At 34.8% G+C, this 25106-nt stretch carries 28 protein-coding genes and 1 riboswitch; of the genes, 3 read left to right on the top strand and 25 right to left on the bottom strand.

What is annotated here, in order from left to right:
- Positions 1–263: 263 nt before the first annotated feature.
- Complete coding sequence (locus AC0INN_RS16990) at positions 264–476, top strand: hypothetical protein (protein WP_089027820.1); 213 nt, start codon at positions 264–266, stop codon at positions 474–476.
- 57 nt (positions 477–533) lie between these two features.
- Here AC0INN_RS16990 and AC0INN_RS16985 read toward each other — a convergent pair whose 3' ends face one another.
- The 5 genes from AC0INN_RS16985 to AC0INN_RS16965 all read right to left on the bottom strand — a co-directional run bounded on the left by AC0INN_RS16985 (position 534) and on the right by AC0INN_RS16965 (position 6159).
- Complete coding sequence (locus AC0INN_RS16985; protein ID WP_273649531.1) at positions 534–1826, bottom strand: MFS transporter; 1293 nt, start codon at positions 1824–1826, stop codon at positions 534–536.
- Positions 1827–1846: 20 nt separating this feature from the next.
- Positions 1847–3259 carry a porin gene (locus tag AC0INN_RS16980; RefSeq protein ID WP_273649529.1) on the bottom strand — a complete coding sequence of 471 codons (1413 nt, stop codon included), beginning with the start codon at positions 3257–3259 and terminating at the stop codon, positions 1847–1849.
- A gap of 102 nt (positions 3260–3361) precedes the next feature.
- Positions 3362–4630 carry a sensor histidine kinase gene (locus AC0INN_RS16975; protein WP_273649527.1) on the bottom strand — a complete coding sequence of 423 codons (1269 nt, stop codon included), beginning with the start codon at positions 4628–4630 and terminating at the stop codon, positions 3362–3364.
- Positions 4627–5304, bottom strand: coding sequence for a response regulator transcription factor (locus AC0INN_RS16970; protein ID WP_172280585.1), 678 nt, complete (start codon positions 5302–5304; stop codon positions 4627–4629). The genes AC0INN_RS16975 and AC0INN_RS16970 overlap by 4 nt, the downstream gene beginning before the upstream one ends.
- Positions 5305–5406: 102 nt before the next feature.
- Entirely contained in the window at positions 5407–6159 is a 753-nt protein-coding gene (locus AC0INN_RS16965; RefSeq protein WP_273649525.1) for a DUF3575 domain-containing protein, read from the bottom strand.
- 194 nt (positions 6160–6353) lie between these two features.
- On the opposite strand from AC0INN_RS16965, the gene AC0INN_RS16960 reads away from it, so the two are divergent.
- A complete protein-coding gene (locus AC0INN_RS16960) occupies positions 6354–8441 on the top strand; it encodes an outer membrane beta-barrel protein (RefSeq protein WP_273649523.1) in 2088 nt (695 codons plus the stop codon).
- Between the two features lie 74 nt (positions 8442–8515).
- Here the strand turns inward: AC0INN_RS16960 and ribB are convergent, their stop codons facing one another.
- The 12 genes from ribB to AC0INN_RS16900 form a co-directional block, all read right to left on the bottom strand.
- Positions 8516–9163, bottom strand: a complete 648-nt coding sequence (gene ribB / locus AC0INN_RS16955) for a 3,4-dihydroxy-2-butanone-4-phosphate synthase (protein WP_172280579.1) — start codon at positions 9161–9163, stop codon at positions 8516–8518.
- Between the two features lie 90 nt (positions 9164–9253).
- Positions 9254–9379: riboswitch (FMN riboswitch) on the bottom strand.
- Positions 9380–9516: 137 nt separating this feature from the next.
- Positions 9517–9981 (bottom strand): anthrone oxygenase family protein, encoded by a 465-nt coding sequence (locus tag AC0INN_RS16950; protein ID WP_273649521.1) that lies wholly within the window; start codon positions 9979–9981, stop codon positions 9517–9519.
- Positions 9982–10255: 274 nt separating this feature from the next.
- Complete coding sequence (locus AC0INN_RS16945) at positions 10256–11035, bottom strand: alpha/beta fold hydrolase (RefSeq protein ID WP_273649519.1); 780 nt, start codon at positions 11033–11035, stop codon at positions 10256–10258.
- Between the two features lie 115 nt (positions 11036–11150).
- Complete coding sequence (locus AC0INN_RS16940) at positions 11151–11675, bottom strand: DinB family protein (RefSeq protein WP_306614180.1); 525 nt, start codon at positions 11673–11675, stop codon at positions 11151–11153.
- 28 nt (positions 11676–11703) lie between these two features.
- Positions 11704–12207 carry a DinB family protein gene (locus AC0INN_RS16935; RefSeq protein WP_273649515.1) on the bottom strand — a complete coding sequence of 168 codons (504 nt, stop codon included), beginning with the start codon at positions 12205–12207 and terminating at the stop codon, positions 11704–11706.
- 138 nt (positions 12208–12345) lie between these two features.
- Complete coding sequence (locus tag AC0INN_RS16930) at positions 12346–13191, bottom strand: sialate O-acetylesterase (RefSeq protein WP_273649513.1); 846 nt, start codon at positions 13189–13191, stop codon at positions 12346–12348.
- A gap of 21 nt (positions 13192–13212) precedes the next feature.
- Positions 13213–13824: a TetR/AcrR family transcriptional regulator gene (locus tag AC0INN_RS16925; protein WP_273649511.1), complete on the bottom strand. Its 612-nt coding sequence runs from the start codon at positions 13822–13824 to the stop codon at positions 13213–13215.
- Positions 13825–13950: 126 nt separating this feature from the next.
- Positions 13951–14310 carry a DUF2200 domain-containing protein gene (locus AC0INN_RS16920; RefSeq protein ID WP_273649510.1) on the bottom strand — a complete coding sequence of 120 codons (360 nt, stop codon included), beginning with the start codon at positions 14308–14310 and terminating at the stop codon, positions 13951–13953.
- Positions 14311–14346: 36 nt separating this feature from the next.
- Positions 14347–14919: a peroxiredoxin family protein gene (locus tag AC0INN_RS16915; RefSeq protein WP_273649508.1), complete on the bottom strand. Its 573-nt coding sequence runs from the start codon at positions 14917–14919 to the stop codon at positions 14347–14349.
- A 115-nt stretch (positions 14920–15034) separates the two neighbouring features.
- Positions 15035–15544 (bottom strand): hypothetical protein, encoded by a 510-nt coding sequence (locus AC0INN_RS16910; protein ID WP_273649506.1) that lies wholly within the window; start codon positions 15542–15544, stop codon positions 15035–15037.
- 30 nt (positions 15545–15574) lie between these two features.
- On the bottom strand, positions 15575–15949 hold the full coding sequence (locus tag AC0INN_RS16905; protein WP_273649504.1) for a VOC family protein: 375 nt from the start codon (positions 15947–15949) through the stop codon (positions 15575–15577).
- A gap of 96 nt (positions 15950–16045) precedes the next feature.
- The gene (locus AC0INN_RS16900; RefSeq protein ID WP_273649502.1) at positions 16046–16426 is read right to left on the bottom strand and encodes a nuclear transport factor 2 family protein; all 381 of its coding nucleotides are present in this window, start codon (positions 16424–16426) and stop codon (positions 16046–16048) included.
- Between the two features lie 89 nt (positions 16427–16515).
- On the opposite strand from AC0INN_RS16900, the gene AC0INN_RS16895 reads away from it, so the two are divergent.
- The gene (locus AC0INN_RS16895) at positions 16516–16923 is read left to right on the top strand and encodes a winged helix-turn-helix transcriptional regulator (RefSeq protein WP_273649500.1); all 408 of its coding nucleotides are present in this window, start codon (positions 16516–16518) and stop codon (positions 16921–16923) included.
- Positions 16924–16932: 9 nt separating this feature from the next.
- Here AC0INN_RS16895 and arr read toward each other — a convergent pair whose 3' ends face one another.
- From arr to AC0INN_RS16855, 8 genes are all read right to left on the bottom strand, one after another.
- The gene (gene arr, locus AC0INN_RS16890) at positions 16933–17367 is read right to left on the bottom strand and encodes an NAD(+)--rifampin ADP-ribosyltransferase (RefSeq protein ID WP_228456995.1); all 435 of its coding nucleotides are present in this window, start codon (positions 17365–17367) and stop codon (positions 16933–16935) included.
- 16 nt (positions 17368–17383) lie between these two features.
- Positions 17384–17839, bottom strand: coding sequence for a MarR family winged helix-turn-helix transcriptional regulator (locus AC0INN_RS16885; RefSeq protein ID WP_306614175.1), 456 nt, complete (start codon positions 17837–17839; stop codon positions 17384–17386).
- Positions 17840–17985: 146 nt separating this feature from the next.
- Positions 17986–20070 (bottom strand): M48 family metallopeptidase, encoded by a 2085-nt coding sequence (locus AC0INN_RS16880; RefSeq protein ID WP_306614173.1) that lies wholly within the window; start codon positions 20068–20070, stop codon positions 17986–17988.
- A gap of 469 nt (positions 20071–20539) precedes the next feature.
- Entirely contained in the window at positions 20540–20977 is a 438-nt protein-coding gene (locus tag AC0INN_RS16875; RefSeq protein WP_306614171.1) for a hypothetical protein, read from the bottom strand.
- Positions 20978–21055: 78 nt separating this feature from the next.
- A complete protein-coding gene (locus AC0INN_RS16870) occupies positions 21056–22231 on the bottom strand; it encodes a T9SS C-terminal target domain-containing protein (protein ID WP_306614169.1) in 1176 nt (391 codons plus the stop codon).
- Positions 22232–22244: 13 nt separating this feature from the next.
- The gene (locus tag AC0INN_RS16865; RefSeq protein WP_273649490.1) at positions 22245–23006 is read right to left on the bottom strand and encodes a hypothetical protein; all 762 of its coding nucleotides are present in this window, start codon (positions 23004–23006) and stop codon (positions 22245–22247) included.
- Positions 23007–23069: 63 nt separating this feature from the next.
- The gene (locus tag AC0INN_RS16860; RefSeq protein WP_273649488.1) at positions 23070–23648 is read right to left on the bottom strand and encodes a hypothetical protein; all 579 of its coding nucleotides are present in this window, start codon (positions 23646–23648) and stop codon (positions 23070–23072) included.
- 191 nt (positions 23649–23839) lie between these two features.
- Positions 23840–24955 carry a DUF6794 domain-containing protein gene (locus tag AC0INN_RS16855; RefSeq protein ID WP_273649486.1) on the bottom strand — a complete coding sequence of 372 codons (1116 nt, stop codon included), beginning with the start codon at positions 24953–24955 and terminating at the stop codon, positions 23840–23842.
- Positions 24956–25106 lie beyond the last annotated feature (151 nt).

Raw genomic sequence — 25106 nt, 5'->3', positions numbered from 1 at the left:
TTGAAAGAAATCAGATTAAACCCTTGAATTTGCGGTTGGTCCTCATTTTGTGGAGGTTATCGGTTATTTTTTTTAAAATATTATGCATTACTTATTATAATAGGTACGGTTTTTGCAGACTATAGAAATTAATAAAAATTTTGTGAAGCCTGTTGTTTGTATTCGAAAATTCACTAAATTTAATAAATATTTACAATTGCCCCTTATAATGATAGGGGTGTTGGAGATAAAATCGTAGTTTTTTAATTAAATCCAAAATACCAATGAATAATATACAAGATGAATTTCAAGTTCTGAAGGACGAGCTAAGAAAATTGAATATTGAAGTAAAGAAAGTAGTAAAAGTAGGAAACGGAAGCATGGACTTTCATGAGGTTTTCTACAAATCGCCAAGATATGAAGAGGTGAAAACAATTTATGTACAGCGTCATAATCTGGATGATCTTATTGTGAAATTCAGACAAGCTTATAGCTAAAATAAAAGACGCGCCGCAGATTTCTGCGGCGCGTTTCATTCAGGGTCAGTATATTTTTTAATCCTTATTTAATGCTGATGTTTCTTTGGTATCTTTCATTCTGGCGTAAACAATCAGCGAAAAGAAGATACATGCTGTAATATACCAATAGAAATAAGGTTCCATATCGGCCTGCTTAAGCCAAAGGGCAATATATTCCGCCGTACCTCCAAAAATAGCTACTGTTAAAGCATAAGGTAAGCCAACACCAAGTGCCCTTACTTCCGAAGGAAAAAGTTCTGCCTTAACAACTGCATTAATGGAAGTATATCCACTTACAATAATCAATGCTGCCATAATTAAAAAGAAGGCTCCCCACATTGAGGTTGTTGTGCTTAATGCTGTAAGCAAAGGTACTGTGCAAAGAGTTCCTAAAATTCCAAATCCCAGAAGCAAAGGTCTTCTTCCTATTCTGTCTGATAATCCACCAAAAACAGGTTGAAGACAGGCAAAAATAAATAATGATACGAAAGAGATAAGGGTAGACTGTTCTTTTGTCAGATGAACCGTATTTACTAAAAATTTCTGCATATAGGTGGTATACGTGTAAAAAGCCAACGTTCCGCCTAATGTTAAACCTACTACGGTGAGAAGGGCTTTAGGATGTTTAAGCAATTCTTTTATAGTTCCTTTTTTCTTCTCACTCATTTCCTTTTTGTTTTCAAAAGCTTCCGTTTCATGAAGGTTAGCCCTCAGATATAATGCAATAACGGAAAGGGCTGCGCCGATAATAAAAGGAATCCTCCAGCCCCAGTCTTCCAGCTGTGCCTCTGTAAGAAGTACCTTTTGTAGAACCAACTGGATCCCCAATGCAATTAACTGCCCTCCGATCAGGGTTACATATTGAAAGCTTGAGTAAAACCCTCTTCTGTCTTCTGTCGCCATTTCACTGAGATAGGTGGCTGAAACACCATATTCTCCACCTACACTCAATCCCTGCAGTAGCCTTGCAATTAAAAGAAGAATCGGAGCCAGAATTCCTATAGTTTCATAAGTAGGCGTAAGGGCAATAAGTAAAGATCCGAATGACATTAGTAAAACTGAAAGGGTCATCGCTCTTTTTCTCCCTATTTTATCTGCAATACTTCCGAATAACCATCCGCCGATAGGTCTCATCAGGAATCCAACTGCAAATATTCCGGCAGTATTCATCAGTTGTGCATTAAGATCCGAATCAGGAAAAAATGAATTGGAAAAATAGATGGCAAAGGCAGCATAAGCATACCAATCGTACCATTCCACTAGATTTCCGATAGAACCACCCACAATGGCTTTAATCCTTTGGGCTGTTGTAATTTGAGTAGTATTCATAGGGGTAATATATTAAATTTTTAAAGTATAATCTGAAGTGATAGTAAAAATTCTCCTTTTCTGTCAAAAATTGTTTTGGAAACGAGATCATAGAGTGGTCTGCTGCTGTATTGTACAACAATTCTGGCATTTTGGCCGTATAAGTAAAAATTTGCTCCCACGTCATAATAGCTGCCGTTCTGATTTAATGCTTTCATGTCCTTTAAAGCATAATTGAAGAAAGGCTGAACCTTCAGTATTTTACTGAATTTAGGAAGAACGAATCCTACCTGTGAAAACCAGATATTTCCCGTACCCATCAAAATCCTGTTGTTTCCGGCACCTTCCAGTGCTTTTTGCCCTGTAAATTGTGGATCAGGAGTTCCTGGGTTCAGGAGTCCGCTTACTCTTAAATAGTTGGGTCCGTAATTATAATTATAGAATACAGAATACAAGGTCAGTCCCATTTCCTTACTTTTATTTCCCAAAGGCAGCTCCGAGTAGATATCTGCTCCGAAGACATTGGCAGCATGAGACTCGAAAACATTTTCTGAGGGTTGAGATTGTGTTGCATCTTTAGTACTGTAAAAACCCGTTCCGATATTCAAAACTTTTCTGGCAGCCAGATTATTACCCGGTAGAAAAGAAGTTACCGTTGTTTCTTTATTGAAAAACTGATAGAATGCATAACCTGAGTAAGATAGCTTTCCGCTTTGGTTATTATCCACAGCAGGTCCTCCTACAACGGGCTTCAGATTAGTAGCAAAAGGCTTGTTGACACTGAATCTGTAATTTAACCGATCAAATTCTCCATGTACAAAAATACCGAACTGTCTTGAAAACTGATCTGCAATTTCGATGGCCGGAAAATTGAAAACAGGGATGTCACCGGCAAGCATTTTTGTAGTACTTGCATTAGTCAATCTGCTTACGCCATTCCAGGAGTGAAGCCCGGCACCCAGATACAAATTGTTTTTATTGGGTTTTCCGGTCTGAAAATCATTTCGTGGTATAATAGCCAGCTCATTATAAGCATCATGAAAGAAAAAAGGGGCTTTCTTTCCGGCTCCATTATTTCCTGTTCCCGATCCTCCTCCGGAAATAAAAGACTGGTTATTAATTCCCATTTGTAGAAAAACTGAATAAAATGGTGTAAGCTGACTCTGAATAGTTAGCCTCATTCTTCGGATTCCTGCATCATATGTTTGCTGCTGGGGAACGCCATTCACGAGTGTTCCCGGATTATTGTCAATACTTCGCAACCAGATCTGACTGGAAATACCGAATTTCAGCCATTTGTCTCCTTTGGGATTCAGGTTGATTTTAAGCTCTCCGATATCTAAAGGATTCTTTTCTGATATAACTTCTTCAGGATTTGTACTGACCTTTGCAGTATCCTGGCTGTATAGTAATTGTAAGGCAGCCAGGCCGAAAATGATGAAAAGTTTTTTCATTGATGCTATTATTTGCACCTAAACAATACATAAATTCTGAAGTTTTTCTGAAGTTTTGATCAGAATTGAATATTTGTTGTTATGTTTTTGAATTTCAATCTTTTATTTTATGAAATTGATCTTTAAAGTATGAAAATTGTTTTCAAAATGATAAGTAATTTCAGTGTCATAAATCTCCAAAATCTTCTTCACGAGTGCCAAACCGATCCCAATTGAGTTTTGATCAGGGTTTCCGCGCTTGAATCTTTTGAACAATTCTTCCGTAGGAATAGTTGGAGGATTTCCGGTATTGGAAATCTCAAAATAATCTTCGGTAAGAGTTACTCTGATCTTTCCATTTTCGATATTATGCCTTTTTGCGTTATTGATGAGGTTATTGATCACAATAATAGCCAAATTCTCATCGAAATTAAGGTAAACCTCTTCCCGGATATTTCTGGTTAATGATAGGTTCTGAATTTCAAAGATATCCTCGAAATACTGAAGTCGTTCACTAAGCAGCTCTGAAAAGTTGATATGATTCGATTCGCTTTTTTCAAAATGCTCCAGCTTAGCTAATAGAATAAGGGATTGATTAATAGAAGAGAGCCTGTCCAGTTCATCGTTCATCGAGGAGAGGGTAAGCAGTTGTTTTTCTGAGAGATCACTGTCCATCAGTAACTCGATCTTTCCTTTAATGGAAGCCAGTGGAGTTTGGAGCTCGTGGGAAGTGTTTTCCGAAAGTTCTTCTAATAAATGATAGTCCTTTTTTGAACTCTCGGACATTTTTAGCAAAAACCTGTTTAAGGATTTAAATTCTTCGGTCTCTGTTTTCATAAGGCTCATAGGCCTGTTATTCTTAAGACTGAATTTTTTGATCTCTTCTATGGCATGATAGAACGGTTCAAGAATCTTCTTTGAAACCAGGACCCCGACAATGATCGTAAGAATAATAAGGAACACCATGATCCAGGCAACCACCATAATAATACTTATCAGAAAATGGTTTTCAATGATGGTGATGTATCTTACGCTGGTTATGGCATATCTTTTTTTATGAATGACAGGGTAGGTAATAACGGTAATTTTATTGATGTAAGACTGTACACTTTTATTCCAGATGTACTTTTCTTCAATAATTTTTTCTTTGGTATTCTTGTAATCGGACGGTAGGATCTTAACCTGGGTTTGTCTGTGGTGTATGGTAAGATAATCGTATGTGGAATCTTGTGCCAACTTATTGGCCACATAAGCATTAAGATCTTCAAGTTTGAGGATCGCTGAACGCATCGTTGCCCTTTCAAAGGCAAAATACAAAATCGTAAAGCCTGTGGTAAGGACAAAGAAAACCAGGATAGTAAATGCTCTGGCAAAACGAAAGCTTAAATTCATTTATCAATCCATTTATAACCCAACCCATAAACAGTCTGCAGATAATCTTTGCCTCCTCCGTCAATAATCTTTTTTCGCAGATTTTTCAAATGCTGGTATACAAAATCTATATTATCCACACTATAAGTATAATCTCCCCACAGGTGACTTGCTATAGCCTGTTTGGAAAGCATTCTGTTTTGATTATTAATAAAATAGATCAGCAGGTTGAGTTCTTTTTTGGTGAGATTCAGTAGTCGCTCATTCACTTTACACTCTTTTGATTCCAGATCAATAGTAAATTCATTGAAACTTAAGATGCGGTTGGTTTCCGGTGTTTTTCTCCTGAGCACGGCTTTTATTCTGGAATGCAGTTCCGGTAATGAGAAAGGTTTGGTCATATAATCATCGGCTCCTTCGTCCAAACCTGTCAGTTTGGTATCCAGGGAGTCTTTGGCGGATACAATGATGATGCTGGATTCCGGAGCATCATTTTTAATATGTTTCAGGATTTCCAATCCATTTCCATCCGGAAGCATCAGATCAAGTAGGATGCAATCATATTCGAAAAGCTCAATTTTTTCTAAAGCTTCTTTTGCATTAGTCGCCACTTCACAAACATAGTCTTCTTTTTTAAGATAATCTGTGATGTTGGAAGCAAGATCTTTATGGTCTTCGATGATAAGGATTTTCATAAAATTATAATCCGAAATACATTATTAGGGCTTAAAGATATAAAAAAAGTGTTCTAATTTTCAGAACACTACCTGATCAATCATTTTTTATGTATCCAGGTTTTAAAAACGATATCCTAATGATAATCCGCTTCTGAAGCCTGCCCAGGGACCATCTACTTTTATCCGGGCTCCATTGGGATTGGTTTCTACGGTATATTTTACAAACGGGATGTCCAGATTTTCGATCTCTTTTTTTAGCTGTTGTTGCATTTCAGGGGTCAGCAGATAATCACTTGTCAGCGTAAAGTCACCTTTTCCACTACCATAATGTGCACCGGCAATCCAGAGATCTAAAACAAGATTTTGGCTTTTGGTAAGAAAGAATTGTACCCCGACCATTAATCCACCACTATTACCATTGGTATCTCCTGATCCTTTCAATGGAATCTGATAAGTAACTCCATTGGTGGGTTTAAAATCATAATAGAAATCAAAAGTATTAGAACTTACTTTTGAATATCTGTAATACGGGGCTACGTAAAAGCCTTTTCCGTATCCTGCTCCTAAATAGAAACGAGGCTCGAAAGTAAAATTAGTTGCTTTAATCCTTAAATTCTGAAACCGCTCTTCATCTTTATCTTTTAAAAATGCATTAATGAACGGAACCTTTCCTTCAGGCATTGTTCCAAATCCTACATTCACAGAGAACCACTGATTGAAGGCTCTTTCATATGACAAATTAATGTTCCTGAATGCATATGCTGTGACATTGGTTTTAATGATATTCATTTTTTCTTCAGAAACAGGAGTGACCTCCTGTGAACAGACTTTCGAAAAAAGAAAAGGGAGGATAAGCAGGAGATATTTTTTCATGATTCTAAATTTAATACTGGAGTTTATAATAATAGCAGCAAAAAATGGGCAATAGTGTATAGAAATGAATAATTAAATGAAAAATAAACTATTTATATAAAGTTAGTTAGGAATTTATTGATGACTTGAATCCGTATACCATGTAATACATATCAGATTCTGCTTGTCCTATTTTATATTATTCAATTTCTGACATGAAAAAAACAGTATGTGCCGCCCTTTTTCTTTGTGGAGTTTTTGTGTTTTCGCAGGAAAACATCAAAAGCGATACTATTGATCAAACAAAGACGGCAGAAATCCAGGAGGTGATTATAAAGTCCCAACGTAAAAAACAGTTTGCAGACAAAGCAGTATATACTTTTGATAAAGCAGCGTTAGAAAAGGCCCGTTACGCAAAGGACCTATTAAAGACATTACCGGAATTACAGTTGGATCCTGTTTCGAATACTTTGAAAAGTACGAAAGGAGGAACTTCTTTATTTCTTATTAATGGAATTGAAGCAACGGATATGCAGATCCGGAGTATAGCACCCAGTGAAGTAGTAAAAGTTGAATACTATGATATTCCACCCGCAAGGTGGGCAACAAGAGCGGATACGGTTATTAATGTGATTACACGGTCTACAGAGACAGGATATGTTTTTGGAACCGATGTAATGACCGCATTGAATACAGGATTCGTAAATGGATCAGCATATGCCAATTTTACAAAAGGCAAAAATAATTTCGGTTTGGAATATTCCATGAATTTAAGAGATTATGACAACCGGAGAGTACGCAGTATCTATGACTATCAGCTTGATAATTCACATTATCTTTCCGATGAAAAGAAGAAAGATCATTTTGGATATACCTCTCAAAATATTGCTTTAAGGTATACCCGTATGGTGCCTGATAATTATTCATTTCAGGCAAAACTGAATATGGATATCCTTCATACTTTCGTGAATGGTAAGGGAGAAAGTACTTTCACAAAAGATGATGTTACGGAAGGGCATACCATGATGAAAAGGGGAGGGACGGATTACGTAACACCGACACTTGATCTTTACTTTTCAAAAAAACTGAGTAAAAAAGATGAATTAAGTTTGAATGTCGTGGGTTCCCATTTTACCACAGATACTTCAGAATTTACAAAGGAATGGATCACCTCTTCAGGGAATTCAGTTTTTGATAATGATATGAATCTTACAGCTAAACAGACGGGTTTTGTTGGAGAGATTGCCCATACTCATGATTTTGAAGGTGGAAAACTTTCTTCAGGGTATCGTATCTCGAACACCTCTATTTCCAATGATCTCCAAAACCTTGCAGGATTTTCACAGTACAAAGTGAATTATTTAGAGCAATATTTCTACACAGAATTTTCCGGTAAAATTGAAAAGTTTACATACCGTGTTGGTGCAGGCCTTACCAACATTCATAATAAAAGTGCTGAAACTACTTTTGATGAATGGTCTATTACTCCAAAAGTTATTTTAGGATATCAGCTGAAAGGAAATCAGAGTCTTCGTTTTACAAGCAGCTATAAACCAAAGAGTCCATGGAGTGCTGCATTAAGTAGTAATGTGGTACAGATGGCACCGAACATTGTGCAAAAAGGAAATCCATTTCTTAAGTCACAGCTGACATGGGGAAATAACCTGATCTATTCACTGAACAATAAGTATTTTGATTTTAATGCTAATTTATTTTATTCAGATACCCGACGTACGATCAACCAGTTTTATGTGATGGACGATACTTTTGGAGGATATGCCCTTACCTACGAAAATGCAAAAAGCTCGAAACAATATGGGCTGCAGCTTACGGGATCCTATAAGCCTTTTGGGAATAATCTTCTTGTGATCAAAGCTATGGTTGCTCCTTCATCTGAAACCGTAAGAACGAGCAAGGGCGCATTGATCAAAAATAATTATATCGCCAATAATCTGGAATTATCTTCGGAGTACAAATCATTCTCACTACAATATCAGGTCAATATTCCTGTGTATTTACTTAGTGGTGCATTTCTCAATACCAATGAGAATGCGAATCATGTTTTCGTCAATTATAAACACAAAGACTGGACATTCTCTACAGGATTGTACTGGATAGGAATGCCTTCGGAATACAAGACAAAAAGTCTTCCTGAAAGCGTGGTCAACTATTCACGAAATAGCCAGATTATGAATAATAAGTCGATGTTTGTTCTGGGCTTCAGCTATGATTTCTCAAAAGGAAAGAAAACGGATATGCAGAAAAAACTTAATAATTCTACAGCTCCTGCGGCTACTTTTTAATCATGCATATTTTTATCATAAGAACAGCTCCGGAGAATCCGGAGCTGTTTTCTGTACGTTAAATATTTTCTGTTTTAATTTTGCGCGATCATTCTGCGATAAGCATGAATGTCTTCAATAGTGACTACACTCATTCCTTTTTTTTCCGCGAAATCTACAATTTCGGGTAGTCTTGCCATAGAGCCGTCTTCATTGGTGAGTTCACAAAGAACCGCATCATCCCCAAGATTTGCCATCTTTACCAGATCAACACTTCCTTCCGTATGACCCCTTCTTTCAAAGACGCCTCCTTTTTTGGCAACAAGAGGAAAGACGTGTCCCGGGCTTGCAATATGGTCCGCCAAAGCATTTTCTGCTATGGCAGTTCTGATCGTGGTTACCCGATCCTTTGCAGAAACACCGGATTCCACTCCTTCTTTTGCTTCAATGGAAATGGTAAATGCGGTTTGATTTTTACTGTTGTTGGTCTCTACCATTGGTCGCAGATTAAGATGTTTGCTTTTCTCTTCCGAAATGCATAAACAAACAATTCCGCTGCATTCGCGGATCAAAAGTGCCATATCCTGTTCTGTAATGGTAGAGGCAGGGAAGATGATATCGCCTTCGTTTTCGCGATTCTCGTCATCCACAAGAAGGATGCCTTTGCCCTGTTGTAATTTTAAAAGTGCATTTTCTACACGTTCTCTGGAGGAAACTCCGAATTTTTCTAATAATTTTTCCATGTTATTTTACTTTAAAAGTTAAAATACACTTCGGTACATGGAAATGAAATACGCACCAATAAGTCCATAAGGCAAGCTTATTGATCGTTTCATTTTCTTCTCCCATCCAGACTTTAACTGTCGGTTTTGGAATTTCACCAAATCAGTCCTTTAATGAAAAAGGAGTCGCGGACTATAACCGCCGGTAGGGAATTTCACCCTGCCCCGAAGAAAACTTATGCTAAGTTTTACTGTATGTCTTGTTTACTTGTTTTTAATTCATTAATTAGTATTTAACGCACAGGCTGCTAATTTCGGGAAGTTTTTTGAAATGGGAAATGATTTTTGAAATTAATTAAGAGTATCAGGATGTTTTACCGGTATATTTTATATAGAGAAATGCACGCAATTACAACTCCGGAAAGAAGTATCAATGAACGGATCCAATTCATGTGGCTCCATTCTTTCCACGTTTGCAAAGCAATTTTGGGATCGACAGGTTTTTGTCCGAAAAGAATATTGTTTCTCGGAAAGAAATACATTACTGTAAATACATCAGCAAGAACAAAAAGGATGAATGCCGAAATTATATACCCCCGGATCTGAGGATATGGATTCCACAAAAAAATGATCACCGCTAATCCGATGAGGTGGTGGAGAGGTCCTGTTATTTTAAAGAAATTTGCCGGTGTTTTCTGCTGAAAATAATTTTTTGCCGTTTCAAGGGAATCGGGAATGTTTCTACCCCAGTTCGGGGCATCGACAAGGGAATTGTAAAGGTTAACAAATAATATTCCGCTTCCGATCATGATGTAGAGATATAAAATAAAAAGCTTCATAATAAAGTATGGTATTATGAAACAAAATTATTTCATAGAGGACATTGAAAATTGTATAAATCGGTCCTTTTTGAATGGAAAAGATTTTTTTTTAGGACAGATCATCCTATAAGGAACGCTACTACTTTTCGATTGCTAATTAAAGAATGCTTACAAATGGTATTTCATAGGGTAGAACTTGTTTCTGTAGCGCGTTCTGTGCTCTAAAATTACAATCCATTCAAGACTTTATTTGAATGGATTGTTAGTGATCTTTTAGTATTAATTTTGATGCTCAGTTTGTTTGTTCCAATATATTTTCCAAGAGTATATTAAATTCCTGAGGCTTTTCAAGCATAGGGTAGTGGCCTACATCACTTATATTTACATAATCGAAATCCTGTAAGTATTGGCGGTTGGCATCAGCATTTGTAGGTGAAGCATCGGAGTTGATTGCTCTTACGGGCACTTTAATCTGCGATGCGGCTTTCCGGAAATCGGTTTTGTATAAGGGAATGAGCAGTTCTATTGCCATCTCTCCCGTATTCTGAAGAAATTCTTTTTGTACTCTTTCCTTTACTGTTTCCGGAGTTTTTTCCACAAAAAGGAATTGGGGAAGAATATTTTCGACCGCATTTTTAAAATCATTCCGGTAATGAACAAATAGAACCTCTTCCACCTGTTCCATTGGGAAAGTTTCGTCCAGGTTTTTTATGGTATCCACCAAAATCACTGACTTTAAATTGGGAATTTTCAGGGCAGCTTCCAGAACATACGCTCCCGACATTGAGTGGCCAACTAATATAATGTCTTTTGAATCGATCTGGCTGGCAACGGCTTTAATATCTTCTGCATATTGCTCACTCGACCAGTTTTTTCTGGATTTGTCAGATTTTCCATGGCCTGCAAGGTCCATCTGAACAATACGGTATTTATTTTTAAAATATTCCTTCTGGTTTTCCCACCATTCCGCATTTCCCAGCCATCCGTGAACCAGGATTAAGGCTGTATCTCCGGTGCCTGTTTCTTTGTAATGAATTTTTTGTCCATCCGATGATGATGCATATTTTTCCATATTATGGGTTTGTGATTTTATAAATTTTATTTGAAGTCAACAACTTTCTGATGATTTCCATTGTAATGTATTGACAGTTTATTAATGGTAATATATTTCCAAATACTATCCGATATTACCGGTCCAATATAGGCAGATAGTTTCTCCATGGGCCAACGTCATACTTGTATTGTTTTGCCATTACCCTTGATATTTGTGCAATATGGCCAAGATCATGAGCAACCCATGTTGATAACAACTGTCTTAAAGTTCTATCACCAAATGCCGGGTGAATTCCGGTTTTGTCAAGATCTTCATCAGTTATATTCTTAGATTGTAAAGTGATGAGGTTTTTCTTTCTCAGATCACGGAACTCTGTCAGTAATTGGGATAGTGTTTTGCCTTTGCTCTCTTCAAACTGTGCAAATCTGTCAAACGGAGTAAAAGTTTTCTCCGGTCCGTCAGATAGGGTTATTTCTGCCCGGATCATCCAATCTGTTTTTTCTCCGTGGATCAAGTGGCCGATTATATCAAAAGGGCTCCATGTTTCTTCTCCTTCGTTGGTATAGATCCATTCATCACTTAATCCCTCCAGTAATGAGGTTAAAACATCGGGGGTACGTTCAAGAATTTCTGTTGCTTTATCTAAATTGAATGACATAATAATTTTAAATATGCTAAGGTTGAAATTATTGCTGATCTTTATAAATATTCCAGTAATTATAATCTGTCATGGGGGCGTCTGTGATACCTATGTTCCTTCCCATGGTTACAATCTGTCCTCTATGGTAAGTTCCATGGATAACTGCATGCTGGATATACTCATATTTAGAGAAATCACATTGAAACCATTGAGACTCTATTTTTACATTTTTTGCTAAATCCTCTTCGGATAGGCTTTCTACATAATCTACAAGTTTCTGAGAGTTATTTTTGATTGCACTGAAAACTTCATCTTTAGTATTGGTGTTGGAAATTTTAGCGAAATCAAAGTCATTATTTTCATTGATATGGCTCCACCAATATTCCTGAGTTTGCCAGATATGATGCAGGGTCTTCAGGATGGTAGGGAAACTGGAAATCGTTTCCTGATTAAGCTGTTCATCCGATTTGGTAGAAAGCCAGTCAATATATTTGTTCACCACCCAGTTGTTGTACTGAACACTTTTCGTGACTAATGTTTTTAAGCTCATAATTATTGTTTTATTGTTATGGTGTTTTTTTACTGTATAATTAAGCACTAAAAATAAGTAAAATACTGATTGAATTTTTTCAAATTGAAAAACCGGTTAAAAAACCGGTTCCATTTTTATGATAGCTAAAAAGTAATGTTACTTAAGTTGGGCAAATTGTACCTGAAATTCATTCGCACTCACCAATCCCATTGCAAAATCATATTGAAGCAATTCGTATTTTTCATTTTTTGTTAACGGACGATTGTGAATCTTGTTCATTATCTGCTCTTCATCAGACAATATTCCTATAATATTGTTTTTTTGCTGAAAGGCTTTAAAATATCTGATGCCCAATTTTCTTTGAGAAACAGCATCAAAGTGGATATTGTCCGGATTACCTGTTAAACCTTCTGCAGATACAAAATAGGCATGCTCGTTATCTTTCGCATATTGAACTAAAGCCTCATTAATTTTACTGTATTCACTAAAGTATTGTCCATACATACCTTCCGTTAAAAAGCTTCCTAATCCTCCAACGATCAATGGAATTTCCGGAGTATTAAGCTCTTCTCTCAAAGTATTTATGATGTAGCTTAATTTTTCGGTATATGACCTGTATTTTTGTCCATGACTGTCACTTTCCCCCTGATGCCAAAGAATGCCACTTAATGTGCTGATTTTTTGTGCCGCTTTAGCTTGAAAAATAGCATTTTGAAATAATGCTCCCTCCACTGACCAGTCATCCAGGCTTGTTCCGCCATCAGCACAAGGAATCAATCCGATATCATCTTCCTGATTATGGAATAACCGCCATGATGAAGCAAATGTTGTAGCCAGGCTGATTCCTGAAGTTGGTCTGTCAAAATTGATAGGTTCTGCCATCATTTGCCACCTCCCATTTCTTAGCATTTTAATTTTTTCATCAAGGATTGGAGGAACATCTTTTAGAAATCCACGTCCGGCCATATTAGACTGACCTATCATTAAAAATGAATGTGTCATTGTAATTATTATTTGATTTAATTATTTTTTTAAAGCTTTACACACTTTATGAAAAGTTGTCCATACCATTTCATCTGTGAGAGCAAAAGGTAATCCGCTGATGCTTTTTCCCTGTTGATGAAAACGTAGTAAATTATACAGAGGAGCAAATGCAATTGACCAATAAATTTCAAATGGGGTATCATCAATCTCTCCCCGCTGTATCGTATTTGAAATAAAGTTCAAAAGGTTATTTTTAAATTCACTCATAAACATTCCCGGTTTCTCATTAAACATTTGAGCAAATTGCTGACTGTAATGAGAATTATTGATTTGCTCAAAGAAGGGTAGGAGCAAAGGGTTTTTAATAGCATAGTTGTATCTGTTTGCCCATTGTACGCGCAACCCTTCTTCCAGACTGGATTTAGGATCGAATCCTTCATTGATGAGGGTTTCCATTTTGTTTCCTTCCTCAATAACCAATTTTACAATGAGATCATCTTTATCTTTATAATATACATAAGGTGTTCCCACAGAAATGTTGCATGCTTTTGCGAGTTTATTAATTGTAAAGCCGTCCAATCCATCTTGTACAATAATTTCTATTGCTTTTTGTTTAATTGTATTTTCTTTAGTAAGATCCCTGTTTCTCATTTTATTTATTTTCAGCTCATTATAATTAAATGAATATTCATTTAATTATAATGCAAATGTAGATTATTTTATGGAGAAATTAAAATTTTATAGTAGCTTAAAGTGGAGTTAAGACTTTTAAGATAATTATTTTCTTAAAATTTTGTCCATTGCTTTTCCCTTGGCGAGCTCATCAATCAGCTTGTCGAGATAACGGATTTTTCTCATGAGGTCATCTTCAATATCTTCCACACGGTATCCGCAAATAACTCCTTTTATCAAAGTAACACTGGGATTAATTTGTGGGGCTTGTTCGAAAAAATCCCTGAAATTAGTTTTATTCTTAATTATTTCCTGAAGATCTTTTTCAGTATAGCCCGTCAGCCAAAAAATAATTTCATGTACTTCTTCTTTTGTGCGCCCTTTCTTTTCTGCTTTGGTAATATAGTGAGGATAAACCCCGGCGAACGACATGTTGTAAACCCTTTCGTAATTTGTGTTTTCCATCTTTTTGTTTTATTGATTCATCAATGAGCTTATTTCTTATTGGCTTTTTATGCTGTCAAGTTTTTGGGCAATAGCCGAAATATTTCCTCCTCCGCATGAAGAATGGAGGACTTTGCCATCTATGCCAATAAGTACTTTTGCCGGATTGCAAAATACATTATAATTTAATTTCTCAGATTTATTGTACGACTTTGTATTGTCAATTTGTTCAAAAAGAACATTCGAGTGGGCAAGGTAATCTTTAAACTCTTTTTCATTTTCCACAAACCCTTCTACAATACCAATAAAATGAGCTTCCTTATTGTATTTACTGTATAAAGCATTAAATTCTTCCGCCATATCATAGGATTCGCTCTTTTTCAGATAAGATTTATCGTAAATAAAAATAACAAGGTTTTTCCCCAGGTAATCCCGTGAATTAAAAGAAGTCCCACTGATCGTTTTAGCTGAAAAAGGTATGGGCTTTGAACCCACAAACAGATCGATCTGATTTTTCTTCATGGCCTTTGCCTCTTCCTGGAACTCTTTAAAAATCCTTTCTTTTTTTGCTTCCTTGCTTTCACAGGATAGCATTAATAAAATAACTGATACTGCTACAATATTTTTCATAGTACATTTTGTGATTGATGATGCTTTGATAAATATACGTGAAAATCAGGAGATCAAAGATGCCGGGATATATTTATCCATGTGATGTTATTATTTCTTATTTCTTATTTTACAACTATATCTTCCGTTCGTATAGCTTTGCTTTTTCAAGCCCGTAATTATTGATCCTAAGAGTCGGTGCATTTGAATCCCAATCCGGAAGGTTTTGCTCGAGCATGTGCGTCAGTTTTGTGATTCCGGGTATTTCCTGATCGAATTCATACTGATTTTTGTCGGTTATGATTTCAAGGCCTGTCTGTCTGTCGTCAAAAAAAGGGATGCTGAATGAATAGACAGAAACAATTTCATCCCATCGGATAAATTCTGGCTGATTTTTGTGCTTATGGTAAAAACCATCTGCAGTGTATTTAAAATTCCCATCTAATTTCTCTAATCTGTCGGTTTCCTTTTCAATTGATTCATAATCTGTCTTAGTGTCAGAAGAATATATTTTAGCAATGGAAAAACAAAGAACTGTAAAACAGGAAAAAATGATAAAATAAGATATCCCTTCACTGTCAAAAACCGGATAATACATATAAACCCACAGTACAACAAGACAGCACATGATGATTATTGTTTTCATGAAAACGGAGAATTTAAAGAGGTTGTGTAATTACTGTTTAGACTTTAGCTGGAATACATTTCCTTCAGGATCAGTTCCGTCACATAACCAATAATCATAGTTTTCAAAGGTTTTAATTTCTTTCATCAGGATATTTTTCGATACGAACTCATCTCTTGCCTGTTCGATGTCTGTGTCAATTTCAAAAACGATCTTTGTATTATTATCGAATTGATGACCTGCATTAATTTTTTCCAGATAACGGTCTCCAATTTTATGAAATCCGATTTGGACCGATCCTGCATTAAGGAGCAGCCAGCTGGCGTCTTCCTCAATCACTGGGAGATTAAAATTTTCAGTATAAAATTTTTTTATCAATGGAATGTTCTGAACATATAAGATCAAGGTATCAAATTTTACATTCATTGGTCTCTTTTTAACAACGATAAATATAACAAAAAACCACTCCTGAAAATAGAATGGTTTTTTTTTGATATAAAATATCCATGAAAGCCGGATGGTTTATGGCTTCATATTCTCCATAAAAGTTAAGGTATCAAAATACAGGGTTAGAGATTGTAATTTCCCATTTTTCACGGTCCAGTTTTCAGAAACATTACCATTAATTTTAGCACCGTTCGGGAATTGGAAATCATAATTTCCGATGACACTGGCTTTATCATCTTCAATTACCATTTGTTTCACTCTCATGGCTTCAAAACGTTGTGAAAACCGCTTTATAATTTCAATATAAGCCTGCTTTCCAACAACAGGAGTTGTGTTGGTCATGTCACCGCCTGTATATTCGAAATCGTCGGCTAATGTACTTTCCCAATTGGCTTTTGCTGCAAATCCCTTGTAATAAGTTTCAAGAAGTTGCCTTGTGTTTGTTTGATTTTCCATTGTATTAAAATTTGTGATTATCTTTGTTGTTGCAAAATGCAATAACAAAGATATAAAAGTTATTGCATTTTGCAATAACTTATTTTTATATGGATAAACAGAGATCAGATTGCCCAATTAGTTGTTCCCTTGATATTTTCGGGGATAAGTGGTCACTTTTAATCATCAGGGATGTTATGCTGAGAGGTAAAATGTCGTACAGCGAATTTTTACATTCTGAAGAGCGGATAGCATCAAATATACTGGTTAACAGATTGAGTGTTCTGGAAGCAGAGAAAATCCTTGTTAAGGAAGTATCACCGCTCAACAAATCAAAATTTATCTACAGCCTCACAAAAAAAGGGGCAGATTTGTTACCAATCGTCATTGAACTGATGGATTGGGGAGCAAAATACAATGCCAACTGCCCGCGAAAAGAGCTGGGGAAAAAAATCCAACAGGACAAAATAGGTGTTATCCGCGAGTTAAGTGATGACCTGAAGTCAAAGATCAAGTAGTGCTGCTTGTCAGTTTATAATTTCTGCATCAGGGTTCTCACGGATTTTTGCAATGTTTTCACGCCATCTCTGAAGTTCATCATCTGTTAGTTTGATCCATTCTTTTACTTCGCCGATAATCTTTAAAGGTTCCTTGCTGCGGTAAGAACGGGTAGGATTACCTGGAAATTTTTTGTCTGTTACATTAGGGTCGTTTTCAAATTCACCGGTTGGCTCCACAATGTATATCCTTTCACTACCATCTCCATTTGCCAATGCGGCGGCAAGTCCTGCTCCGTTTTTTAAAGCGGTAAAATAAATGTGATTCATAATAATTTCCGGATAGTAATTAGATGCGAATCCGGCGGTCAGCAGGTCTCCAGTTTTCAGATCCGCCTTTGTTCCATGATAAAACGGCCCTTTGTCTAAAACTTTATTTTCAGGTTCTTTATTATTCATTTCCATGATACTCATATTTTACTTAAGATTTTATTTTTTCAATTTTGGTATTCATTATTTCCAGGGCACTCCGGAAATATTTTTCCAGGGTTTTTAATTCTTCCGGTGAAAAAGAGGCAAAAAGCTGATCTGTATTATCCTGGAAATCCTGATATTGAGGAATAATAAGTTGGGCTATTCTGGCGTTGTCCGGGACAATGATTATTTTTCGCCTGTCATCCTTATCCGGTTGGCGGCGGACGAGTTTTTTCTTTTCAAACCTGTCGATCAGGCCCGTGATGGCACCTGTTGTCAATCCTGTGATGACAGCCAGTTCTCCGGCAGTCATTGATCCCTTTTGCACAAGAAATCCCAGATACTTATGATCGGTTCCGCTAAGGCCTATTTTTCTACCGATACTTTCGTGCATTTGGATCGAAGTATAGGCAAACTGTTGACTAAGTTTTCTCAGTTGAATTGCTTCTTCACTAATTTCCATTATTCTTATTTGCTAAATATCTTAGTTGCAAAGATAAATTAATTTTGTAAATAAAAAAACCACTTTGAAAAAACAAGGCGGTTTTAGATTGAATAAATAATCCTCTTTGAAGTCTGAAGACTTAAGAGCATTGTATGAACATTAATTTACGGGGCAAAATTGGAAGTGGTTGATATAGTGATTGGTTCTGAAACTGATTTGATAGTTTCAATATCCTTTATAACCGTCAGGAATTCCTTTTTTATCAGAAAATATTGTCTATGGAGAAAGTAAGGAAGTATGTTTATTGCCGTTATTAATAGTTGCAAATTAGCCGTGATATACTGATCGCTGCTGAAATAGACGAGTTCATTCTCGATGTAATACTTAAGATCTTTTAAGGTTTGTTCTTCAATATCATCAACTACTTGTGTATTCTCTAAATATGGGAGAATTTCATTTTTTAATTTTGTTTCAAGAGGTTTCAGGTTGGTAAAATTCTTTTTGATTTGTTCAAATTGAGTTTTTTCATTAATAAATGATGTTGCATTGATTAATTCAGAATATAAGATATATTTATCTTCATATTTACCATCATATTCTTCAAAATTACGGTAGCCATTTTCAAATTCATTTTTTCTGTTAAGAACAGTGGAAGATTTCAGGAAGTAGGTGTAAATATCCGAGTCATTCTGGTGGATTTGTTGTTTGATTTCAGAGATGGTATCATTCAATTGTGGAACAAGTTTTCCTGCTTCTCCGGAATTATATTTTTTCCCGTCATAATCAAAAGTCTTTAGAATGATTTCTTTTTTAGCGATGGCTTCTATTGTTTTTTTATCATTTTCCAAAGCAAGCAAAGTATAAACAAGTTCTACTTTGTCTTTTGAAAAAAGCTCTTCGAAAGAAAGATTGTCATTGGAATTTTCCGTAACAGTGAAATCAGGGTTTTTATTATCATAATAACCATTGAAGATTTTATCAAAGGAATCTCTGTTATATTGTTCTTCAAATTCTGTAGTAAATGTTTCAAAATTAAGTTCGGTTCTTTCCTTCTGGTACTTTACTCTGGAAAAAAGTTTTGCGGTCAACTTTTCTTCTGTTTTTTCAAAATCCCTGAAAAGGTTTTTAGCCGGTGTACTCTCATTATCTTTTATGATATTAAGATTTCTAAGCCTTATGATTCTGTCTTCGTTGGAGGGATGTGAAGCCCACTGATTTTCAATATTCAGTTTTGACTTGTTGAAAAGTCCGGATTCAGAAAGTTTTACATAAGGAAGCCCATATTGGGTTTCGAGTTCACTTTGTTTTGCGAGGAAATTCATTACAAAAAATTGTTCTTTGTAAATATTTGGACTTGCCTGGTTCTTTGAAACCTTTGCGTCATAAAAATTGATAACATTCTGGTATGAATTATGAGCCAGTTCCATTCTTAATAAAGACTCCTCCAAAGCCAGTGATCCTGCAATATTCGCGGCTACTTCATCTGCATGAAACTCCATCTCTCTTGAAAGTGCCATATGTCTGATGTTCACAAAAGAATACATTTTGGTGAGCACCCACTGGATTTTATTTGTGATAAAAAGTGCTAATGCTGCAAAAATTGAGAAGTAACCACTCATATTTGCCCATTTCTCAATAGAGTTACGGTACGATTCATCATCATTAACCAGATTAAAGATAATTTGATTCACATTATACACATAACTTCCAACTTTCATCGAGCGTTGGGAAAAATGCCCAAACTCATGGGAAAGGACAGCTTTCAATTCCTGTTTTGTCGAAGTATTAATCAGCCCAAGTCCGATGGTCAGATTTTTCTTAATAGGATAGAACATACTCCAAAAGCTGGAGTCATAGAAAACACTTGCATTGACATCGTATGCTAAATATATTTTTTTAGGAAAATCAGTTTCAGCCTCCTTTACAATTTCATCGATCATTTTAAAAAGCTCAGGTTCATCTGATCTTCTGATTTCAGTCAGAAAGCTTCTGTCGTTAATGTGTTTCTTAAATAAAAATTTAATAATAAAAAAGAATACGAAAACTCCTGTGCCTGCAAGCCCTGCTCCCAGCATGATGGTAATAAACATGGGTTTTACAGCAATTAATCCGATCCCTCCGATAATGCATCCTACTGCCAAGGCTATGGTAAAAAGGAACATGAGAAGATATATGAGGATGAATACAACAATGGCTGAAACAGCAGATTTACTTTTCTTTTTGAAATCCTCAGAAACCTGAATGTACATGATAATAATTTTTTTGCAATAATACATTCATAAATTTAAAAGGACAAGAAAAACTGTTCTGAAAATCAGGATGATTAATGAGATCGGGTTTTTTAAGCAGTATCTTTTTTTATATAATCCTTCTTATTTTTTTGTAGCGAAAATTATGGTCTTTATTGTGTTGTAGGAGTAATTCAATCGTTTTATTTCTGAGCTGTCCTTTATTACCTTAACGTTGTTTATCTTATCCCTCTGAATAAGATCTGTCAGCCTTTTGAGATCAGATTCTTTTTGATTTATAAGCACTAAGGTGTGTTTATTTTGCCTTTTAAGTTCCTTCAAAAACGAAAGCATGCGCTCATTTTCTGCATGATTGGTACTATAATCAACAATAGGCTGAGTCGTTGTTTTATTGCAACTTGCTAATACGAGCATTAAAATAATTGTAAAATATTTCATAGTGATAAAGTATGAATAGCCAGGAATTCAATTAATTAAATTTTTTAAGATAGCTTCTTTTATTTTTCCACCTGGTACCAAAAAACAAAAATTTCTTTTGGGTACCATATACTTTTGCTTTTTTAACGAGTCCTGTATTATTAATCCTATAAGAAAACAATTTGTTTCCTTTAATTTTATATTTTAAATGATAATTAATATTGTTATCAGTTTTTAAATCATAATTATGATAATTACCCGACAATATATCTGTTATTGCTAATGAATCAATTTCGGATTCTACCTCTCCTTTATTCTTATTGAATCTTAAATAAAGATCGTTTCCTTTTACCTCATAAACGCCGGTAAGTTCAGTGTGCTGCAAATCTCCGGAAAACTCATAGTTAAATGTATTATAATCCTTTAATTCAACTGTTGTAGTAAAGAAACCTAATACAATGCTCTTAATTGTTTTTTTAATTGTTTGCACTATTAATGTTCAGAATAAATTTCTCTATTTACTATTTTAATGGCATTTTCAAATCGAGAGGTTTTCAGCAAAGATCCATTATCTCACAATTTTAATGCTTTCTAACTCCCCTTTTTCATTTTTAAAACGGAAAATATAATTTCCCTTTCGGAACTTTGATAAATCTATATTTTGATTATAGTTGGTAAAACCTTTAGAGATTAATTTTCCATCTATTGAGAAAATGGAGTATTCAAATTGATTGCTATTATTTTTATTACTGATTATAAAGCCGTCTCTATAAGAATTGACATAGGCTTTTGTTTTCAATGCCTGATCTTCCGCAGGTGTATCTCCAGAAAGTATATTTTCACTAATATCTGCCACTTGTATGCTTTTAATAGCTGAACTGGTTAGAGACGTTGTACTTCCACCGATTATATATAATTTATTATTATATACTTCCGCTGTAGCATGTCTTCTCGGAATCATATTGGAGGATAACCGATGGATTTTATTGGTTGTCGTGTCAAAATAGGCAATGAAATTTTGATAATTATAGCCCCCAACAATAAAAATTTTATTGCCGGATACAGCTAGTGAATGTCCGGATATACCAACAGGCATCGTATATTGATCGATCCAACGGTTAGTCTTGAGATCGTAAACATTGATCAGGCGGGATGGAGTGCCATTAAAACCGCCAATTACATACAGCTTATCATTAACAATTTTCCCCTTTGTTTCCCTGGCCGTAGGCATATTGGGTAATGAATTCCAGGTGTTTGAAGCAATATCATAATACTGGAATTTATTAGAAAATACAGTGGTTGCGGCTCCGTTTAATCCGCTGCCACCAAACACATATATTTTGCCATTATAGATTGCAGAACCTGAATTTCCTGTATAGGAACGATTGGTCGCACCCTTCGTGATGGTATTGGTGTCAAGATCTACAATTTCAAGATGGCTATTTCCCCAACCGTTAAAAATATAAATTTTATTATTGTAAGTTTCTGAATTAGCAAATCTTTTAGGAAGTAGGGTAGAATTGAAAACACTCCATTTGTTATCGGTAATATTGTATTTCTCAATATACTTGGCATCGCTTGCTTTTTCCTGATACCCATTGCTTACATAAATATTATCATTCACGATTACACTGGTTATAGCACCTCTGCCAATGGACATATTCCTGAGATTTTTAAAATTGAGCATTTGTGCATGCGTTAGCAATGAGCCAAAAAATGAAAGAAGTAATAATTTTGTTTTCATGCTATGAAGTTAATTAATAATCAACATATATTTTTTCCAAATTCGACATCATAAATAAGAAACCATCAATCTCATCTTTTGAAGGTTCTTTTGCATACTGTTTCCTTATTTGTCTAATTTCCTCTTTTGATAATTCTTTTGTGTTTTCATGGGATAGATCCCATTCTTTGTCTTCTTTGTGACGCTTGAGATAGTTTTTATATTCAATTCTATATTCCTCGGTTTTTTGAAATGCTTTGAACTGATTTATTTTAAACTTTATGTAATCCTCTTTTTGTAACTCTTTGCTTTTGATTAAAATATCATTACTTAAAGTAAGAATCAGATAACTTGAATAGTAGCTTGAAAAACCAAAATTATCAGAATCAATAAAATCTCCATTCGGTACGGTAAGAATTCCTGAATAATTCAATTTAGTTTTTTTATCAGGAAAGATTTTATTGAATACAGAAATTTGTGTTTCTGAATCACTGTCCGGATCTGCTATTGTAAGATCAATCAGGAATAACTCATTATCTATTATTTCAAAATAGGCAATATACCCACGATGGTTTGAGGTAGTCATTAAAAATGTTTCATCTCCGTTTTCATTCTTTCTTACAAACTTTTCTCCATAAACAGGATGATCTTCTGGATGTTTCACAAAATATCCTTCTAAAGGATCATTCAGTAATTTATGGTTTTTTCCGTCTATTGTGATAAAATTAGACTGCTGGCCAGTTGCAAAAATTTTTATAGATATGATTAGAAATAGAACTAAAAATTTGAATTTCATAAGTCTGGGGTAAGAGTAAATGTATTAGAATGGCAGAGTTGTTTTCGGGATGGTTGCAGCCTTTTACGTCATAAAAGTATTAGTTACCCTTTTTACTTCCCAGCTTCCATCTTTTTGCTTTTCCAGCAGATAACCAAAACCAATTACAAAAGAAGTGTCATGATACTTATATTCTATGTAAGCAAATCTATCATTGAAATATAACGGATTTGAGAATTGATACAGTTTTATAGGATGATCAACCTCTTCCTTATGAGCAAGCCTTATATTGGAATTTATTTTATCATCAATCTTCAAAGAATCCAGGATATATTTATTTTGTATTAATAAATGCAGCGAATCAGATTTTCTTTCTCCTGATTTACTATTTTTTAAATCAAGTAAGTGAACAACACTTTTATTAAAAAACGGTGGCGGTCCCGGCTCTTCTCCCAGCATTTCTTTTGGACTGGGAGTGTAGATTTTTAATTGTAGCAATTTAGGATCAACTAAATAGGGATTCTCTTTTGAAGGATTACGATTGGATTCGTATTTCAAAACAGCACTCACTATTTTGTTTAGTTCTGTTTCTTCTTGTTTTTTACTTTTGGAGCAGCTCACCGTAAAAAGAACAACAATTAACACCCAAAATATTTTTCTCATTCCATTAATCTTCAGGTTATGTATATTTAATGTGGTTTCGAAACAAATATAAGTAAAGTTGCGGGAGAAGCTGCTTTTTCAAGGACAACTCTCGTTACTTTAGTTGGGTCAATGATCCTTGCTTCAAGAATGTGAACATACTCTTCTATAGAGAAAATGAATGCAAAGACTTATTATTTATGGTGCTTTTATTATTCAAAGGGTTCCCAACTTTTATAGTCAAACCATTGTTCTTTATTACGTTTAATTTTTTTAATAATTCTTTTTGAAGGTCTGCTTGACCTTTTGGTTTTTGGATCATATATCATATCTCCATCATTGTCATAATAGATGATTCCTTTTTTGTCGCAAGTTTCAATGATTTTTACTTTAATGAGAAAGTCCTTTTCATTACGTTCGGTAATTATTCCTGTTGCAATACAAATATCATTATCATATTTATCTTCCTGTTCCTTACTCACAAATCCTTTTTGATAGTTGAACTTAATTGTATCACCAATTTTATATTTTGAAAAGCTTTCTGTTTTTCCTTTCAATTCGGTCTTTTTAGCATTCTCCCAATAATCCTGATAGTATTTTACCTGCTCTTCGAGCCTAATCTCTCTATTGTTTAAATGTCTGTGATAACTTACCAAAATAATTCCCGACATATTATCCGGATGATAAATATTTAAATCATTAAAATATTTTGATAGTCTTGAGCCTCCCCAAAGCTGCCAGTTATTCCTCATCCACATTCCAAATCCTAAATGAACTTTACCGGTAAACTCTTTTTCTTCCAAGGTTTTAACTTTTGCTTTTATACTATCATTCCAAAATGTATTGATCTGAGCAAAGCAATCCTCCAAGTCTTTGGGAATGTAAACTTTGTCAATGGTGTCTGTAATATATTTTATCTTGTTTTTATCATCTAGTTGTTTTTGAAGTTTAATATACTTGTTAAGAATATCTTTTTCTTTGATTTTACCATTTACAAGATATTGCTTAAAACTATATAGCAAGACTTGAGAGTGATGATCAAAAATTCCTTTTTTATCTAAATATTTAGTGATTTTTGGATTACCATTTTCACTTGTCCAATTAAAAATTGTTTCATAGTTTTTATACGGTTTTGTTTTTGCAAATGGATAAACAGTATAAATTAAACTGTCTTGATGAGTATTTTTAATTTGTATTTTAATACTATCCGGGCAGTCTTTATCTAAATACATTACAACTTGTTTTAAGTTTTTGGGTAATTTATTTTGGGCAAATACCTGTAATTGTGCTAAAAATAGAATAATGCTTATGAGGAATATTTTTTTCATGATATTGTAGATGGTCCAAATCTACGAATTACAGAAATATTATGTACGTTTAATTATACTAACAATGTTATTTTCGAGAAACAAAAAACCGTTCTACAAAGTAGAACGATGTATATAAATTGTCCAATATAATTTTATCTGTAAGAAAGAA

It is taken from the genome of Chryseobacterium subflavum (assembly GCF_055762745.1).
Note: the sequence above shows the minus strand (reverse complement) of the source record. Positions and strands in the feature narration are given on the sequence as shown.

Bases quoted from the DNA above. Each gene is read 5' to 3' on its own strand.
- AC0INN_RS16945 (WP_273649519.1), bottom strand. From the start codon at position 11,035: ATGGAAAAATATGCATCATCATCGGATGGACAAAAAATTCATTACAAA.
- arr (WP_228456995.1), bottom strand. From the start codon at position 17,367: ATGGAAATGAATAATAAAGAACCTGAAAATAAAGTTTTAGACAAAGGG.
- ribB (WP_172280579.1), bottom strand. From the start codon at position 9,163: ATGGAAAAATTATTAGAAAAATTCGGAGTTTCCTCCAGAGAACGTGTA.
- AC0INN_RS16980 (WP_273649529.1), bottom strand. From the start codon at position 3,259: ATGAAAAAACTTTTCATCATTTTCGGCCTGGCTGCCTTACAATTACTA.
- AC0INN_RS16970 (WP_172280585.1), bottom strand. From the start codon at position 5,304: ATGAAAATCCTTATCATCGAAGACCATAAAGATCTTGCTTCCAACATC.
- AC0INN_RS16950 (WP_273649521.1), bottom strand. From the start codon at position 9,981: ATGAAGCTTTTTATTTTATATCTCTACATCATGATCGGAAGCGGAATA.
- AC0INN_RS16965 (WP_273649525.1), bottom strand. From the start codon at position 6,159: ATGAAAAAATATCTCCTGCTTATCCTCCCTTTTCTTTTTTCGAAAGTC.
- AC0INN_RS16915 (WP_273649508.1), bottom strand. From the start codon at position 14,919: ATGAAAAATATTGTAGCAGTATCAGTTATTTTATTAATGCTATCCTGT.
- AC0INN_RS16860 (WP_273649488.1), bottom strand. From the start codon at position 23,648: ATGAGAAAAATATTTTGGGTGTTAATTGTTGTTCTTTTTACGGTGAGC.
- AC0INN_RS16920 (WP_273649510.1), bottom strand. From the start codon at position 14,310: ATGGAAAACACAAATTACGAAAGGGTTTACAACATGTCGTTCGCCGGG.
- AC0INN_RS16865 (WP_273649490.1), bottom strand. From the start codon at position 23,006: ATGAAATTCAAATTTTTAGTTCTATTTCTAATCATATCTATAAAAATT.
- AC0INN_RS16880 (WP_306614173.1), bottom strand. From the start codon at position 20,070: ATGTACATTCAGGTTTCTGAGGATTTCAAAAAGAAAAGTAAATCTGCT.
- AC0INN_RS16900 (WP_273649502.1), bottom strand. From the start codon at position 16,426: ATGGAAAATCAAACAAACACAAGGCAACTTCTTGAAACTTATTACAAG.
- AC0INN_RS16885 (WP_306614175.1), bottom strand. From the start codon at position 17,839: ATGGAAATTAGTGAAGAAGCAATTCAACTGAGAAAACTTAGTCAACAG.
- AC0INN_RS16895 (WP_273649500.1), top strand. From the start codon at position 16,516: ATGGATAAACAGAGATCAGATTGCCCAATTAGTTGTTCCCTTGATATT.
- AC0INN_RS16985 (WP_273649531.1), bottom strand. From the start codon at position 1,826: ATGAATACTACTCAAATTACAACAGCCCAAAGGATTAAAGCCATTGTG.
- AC0INN_RS16910 (WP_273649506.1), bottom strand. From the start codon at position 15,544: ATGAAAACAATAATCATCATGTGCTGTCTTGTTGTACTGTGGGTTTAT.
- AC0INN_RS16855 (WP_273649486.1), bottom strand. From the start codon at position 24,955: ATGAAAAAAATATTCCTCATAAGCATTATTCTATTTTTAGCACAATTA.
- AC0INN_RS16960 (WP_273649523.1), top strand. From the start codon at position 6,354: ATGAAAAAAACAGTATGTGCCGCCCTTTTTCTTTGTGGAGTTTTTGTG.
- AC0INN_RS16975 (WP_273649527.1), bottom strand. From the start codon at position 4,630: ATGAATTTAAGCTTTCGTTTTGCCAGAGCATTTACTATCCTGGTTTTC.
- AC0INN_RS16935 (WP_273649515.1), bottom strand. From the start codon at position 12,207: ATGAGCTTAAAAACATTAGTCACGAAAAGTGTTCAGTACAACAACTGG.
- AC0INN_RS16925 (WP_273649511.1), bottom strand. From the start codon at position 13,824: ATGAGAAACAGGGATCTTACTAAAGAAAATACAATTAAACAAAAAGCA.
- AC0INN_RS16870 (WP_306614169.1), bottom strand. From the start codon at position 22,231: ATGAAAACAAAATTATTACTTCTTTCATTTTTTGGCTCATTGCTAACG.
- AC0INN_RS16930 (WP_273649513.1), bottom strand. From the start codon at position 13,191: ATGACACATTCATTTTTAATGATAGGTCAGTCTAATATGGCCGGACGT.
- AC0INN_RS16940 (WP_306614180.1), bottom strand. From the start codon at position 11,675: ATGTCATTCAATTTAGATAAAGCAACAGAAATTCTTGAACGTACCCCC.
- AC0INN_RS16990 (WP_089027820.1), top strand. From the start codon at position 264: ATGAATAATATACAAGATGAATTTCAAGTTCTGAAGGACGAGCTAAGA.
- AC0INN_RS16905 (WP_273649504.1), bottom strand. From the start codon at position 15,949: ATGAATGTAAAATTTGATACCTTGATCTTATATGTTCAGAACATTCCA.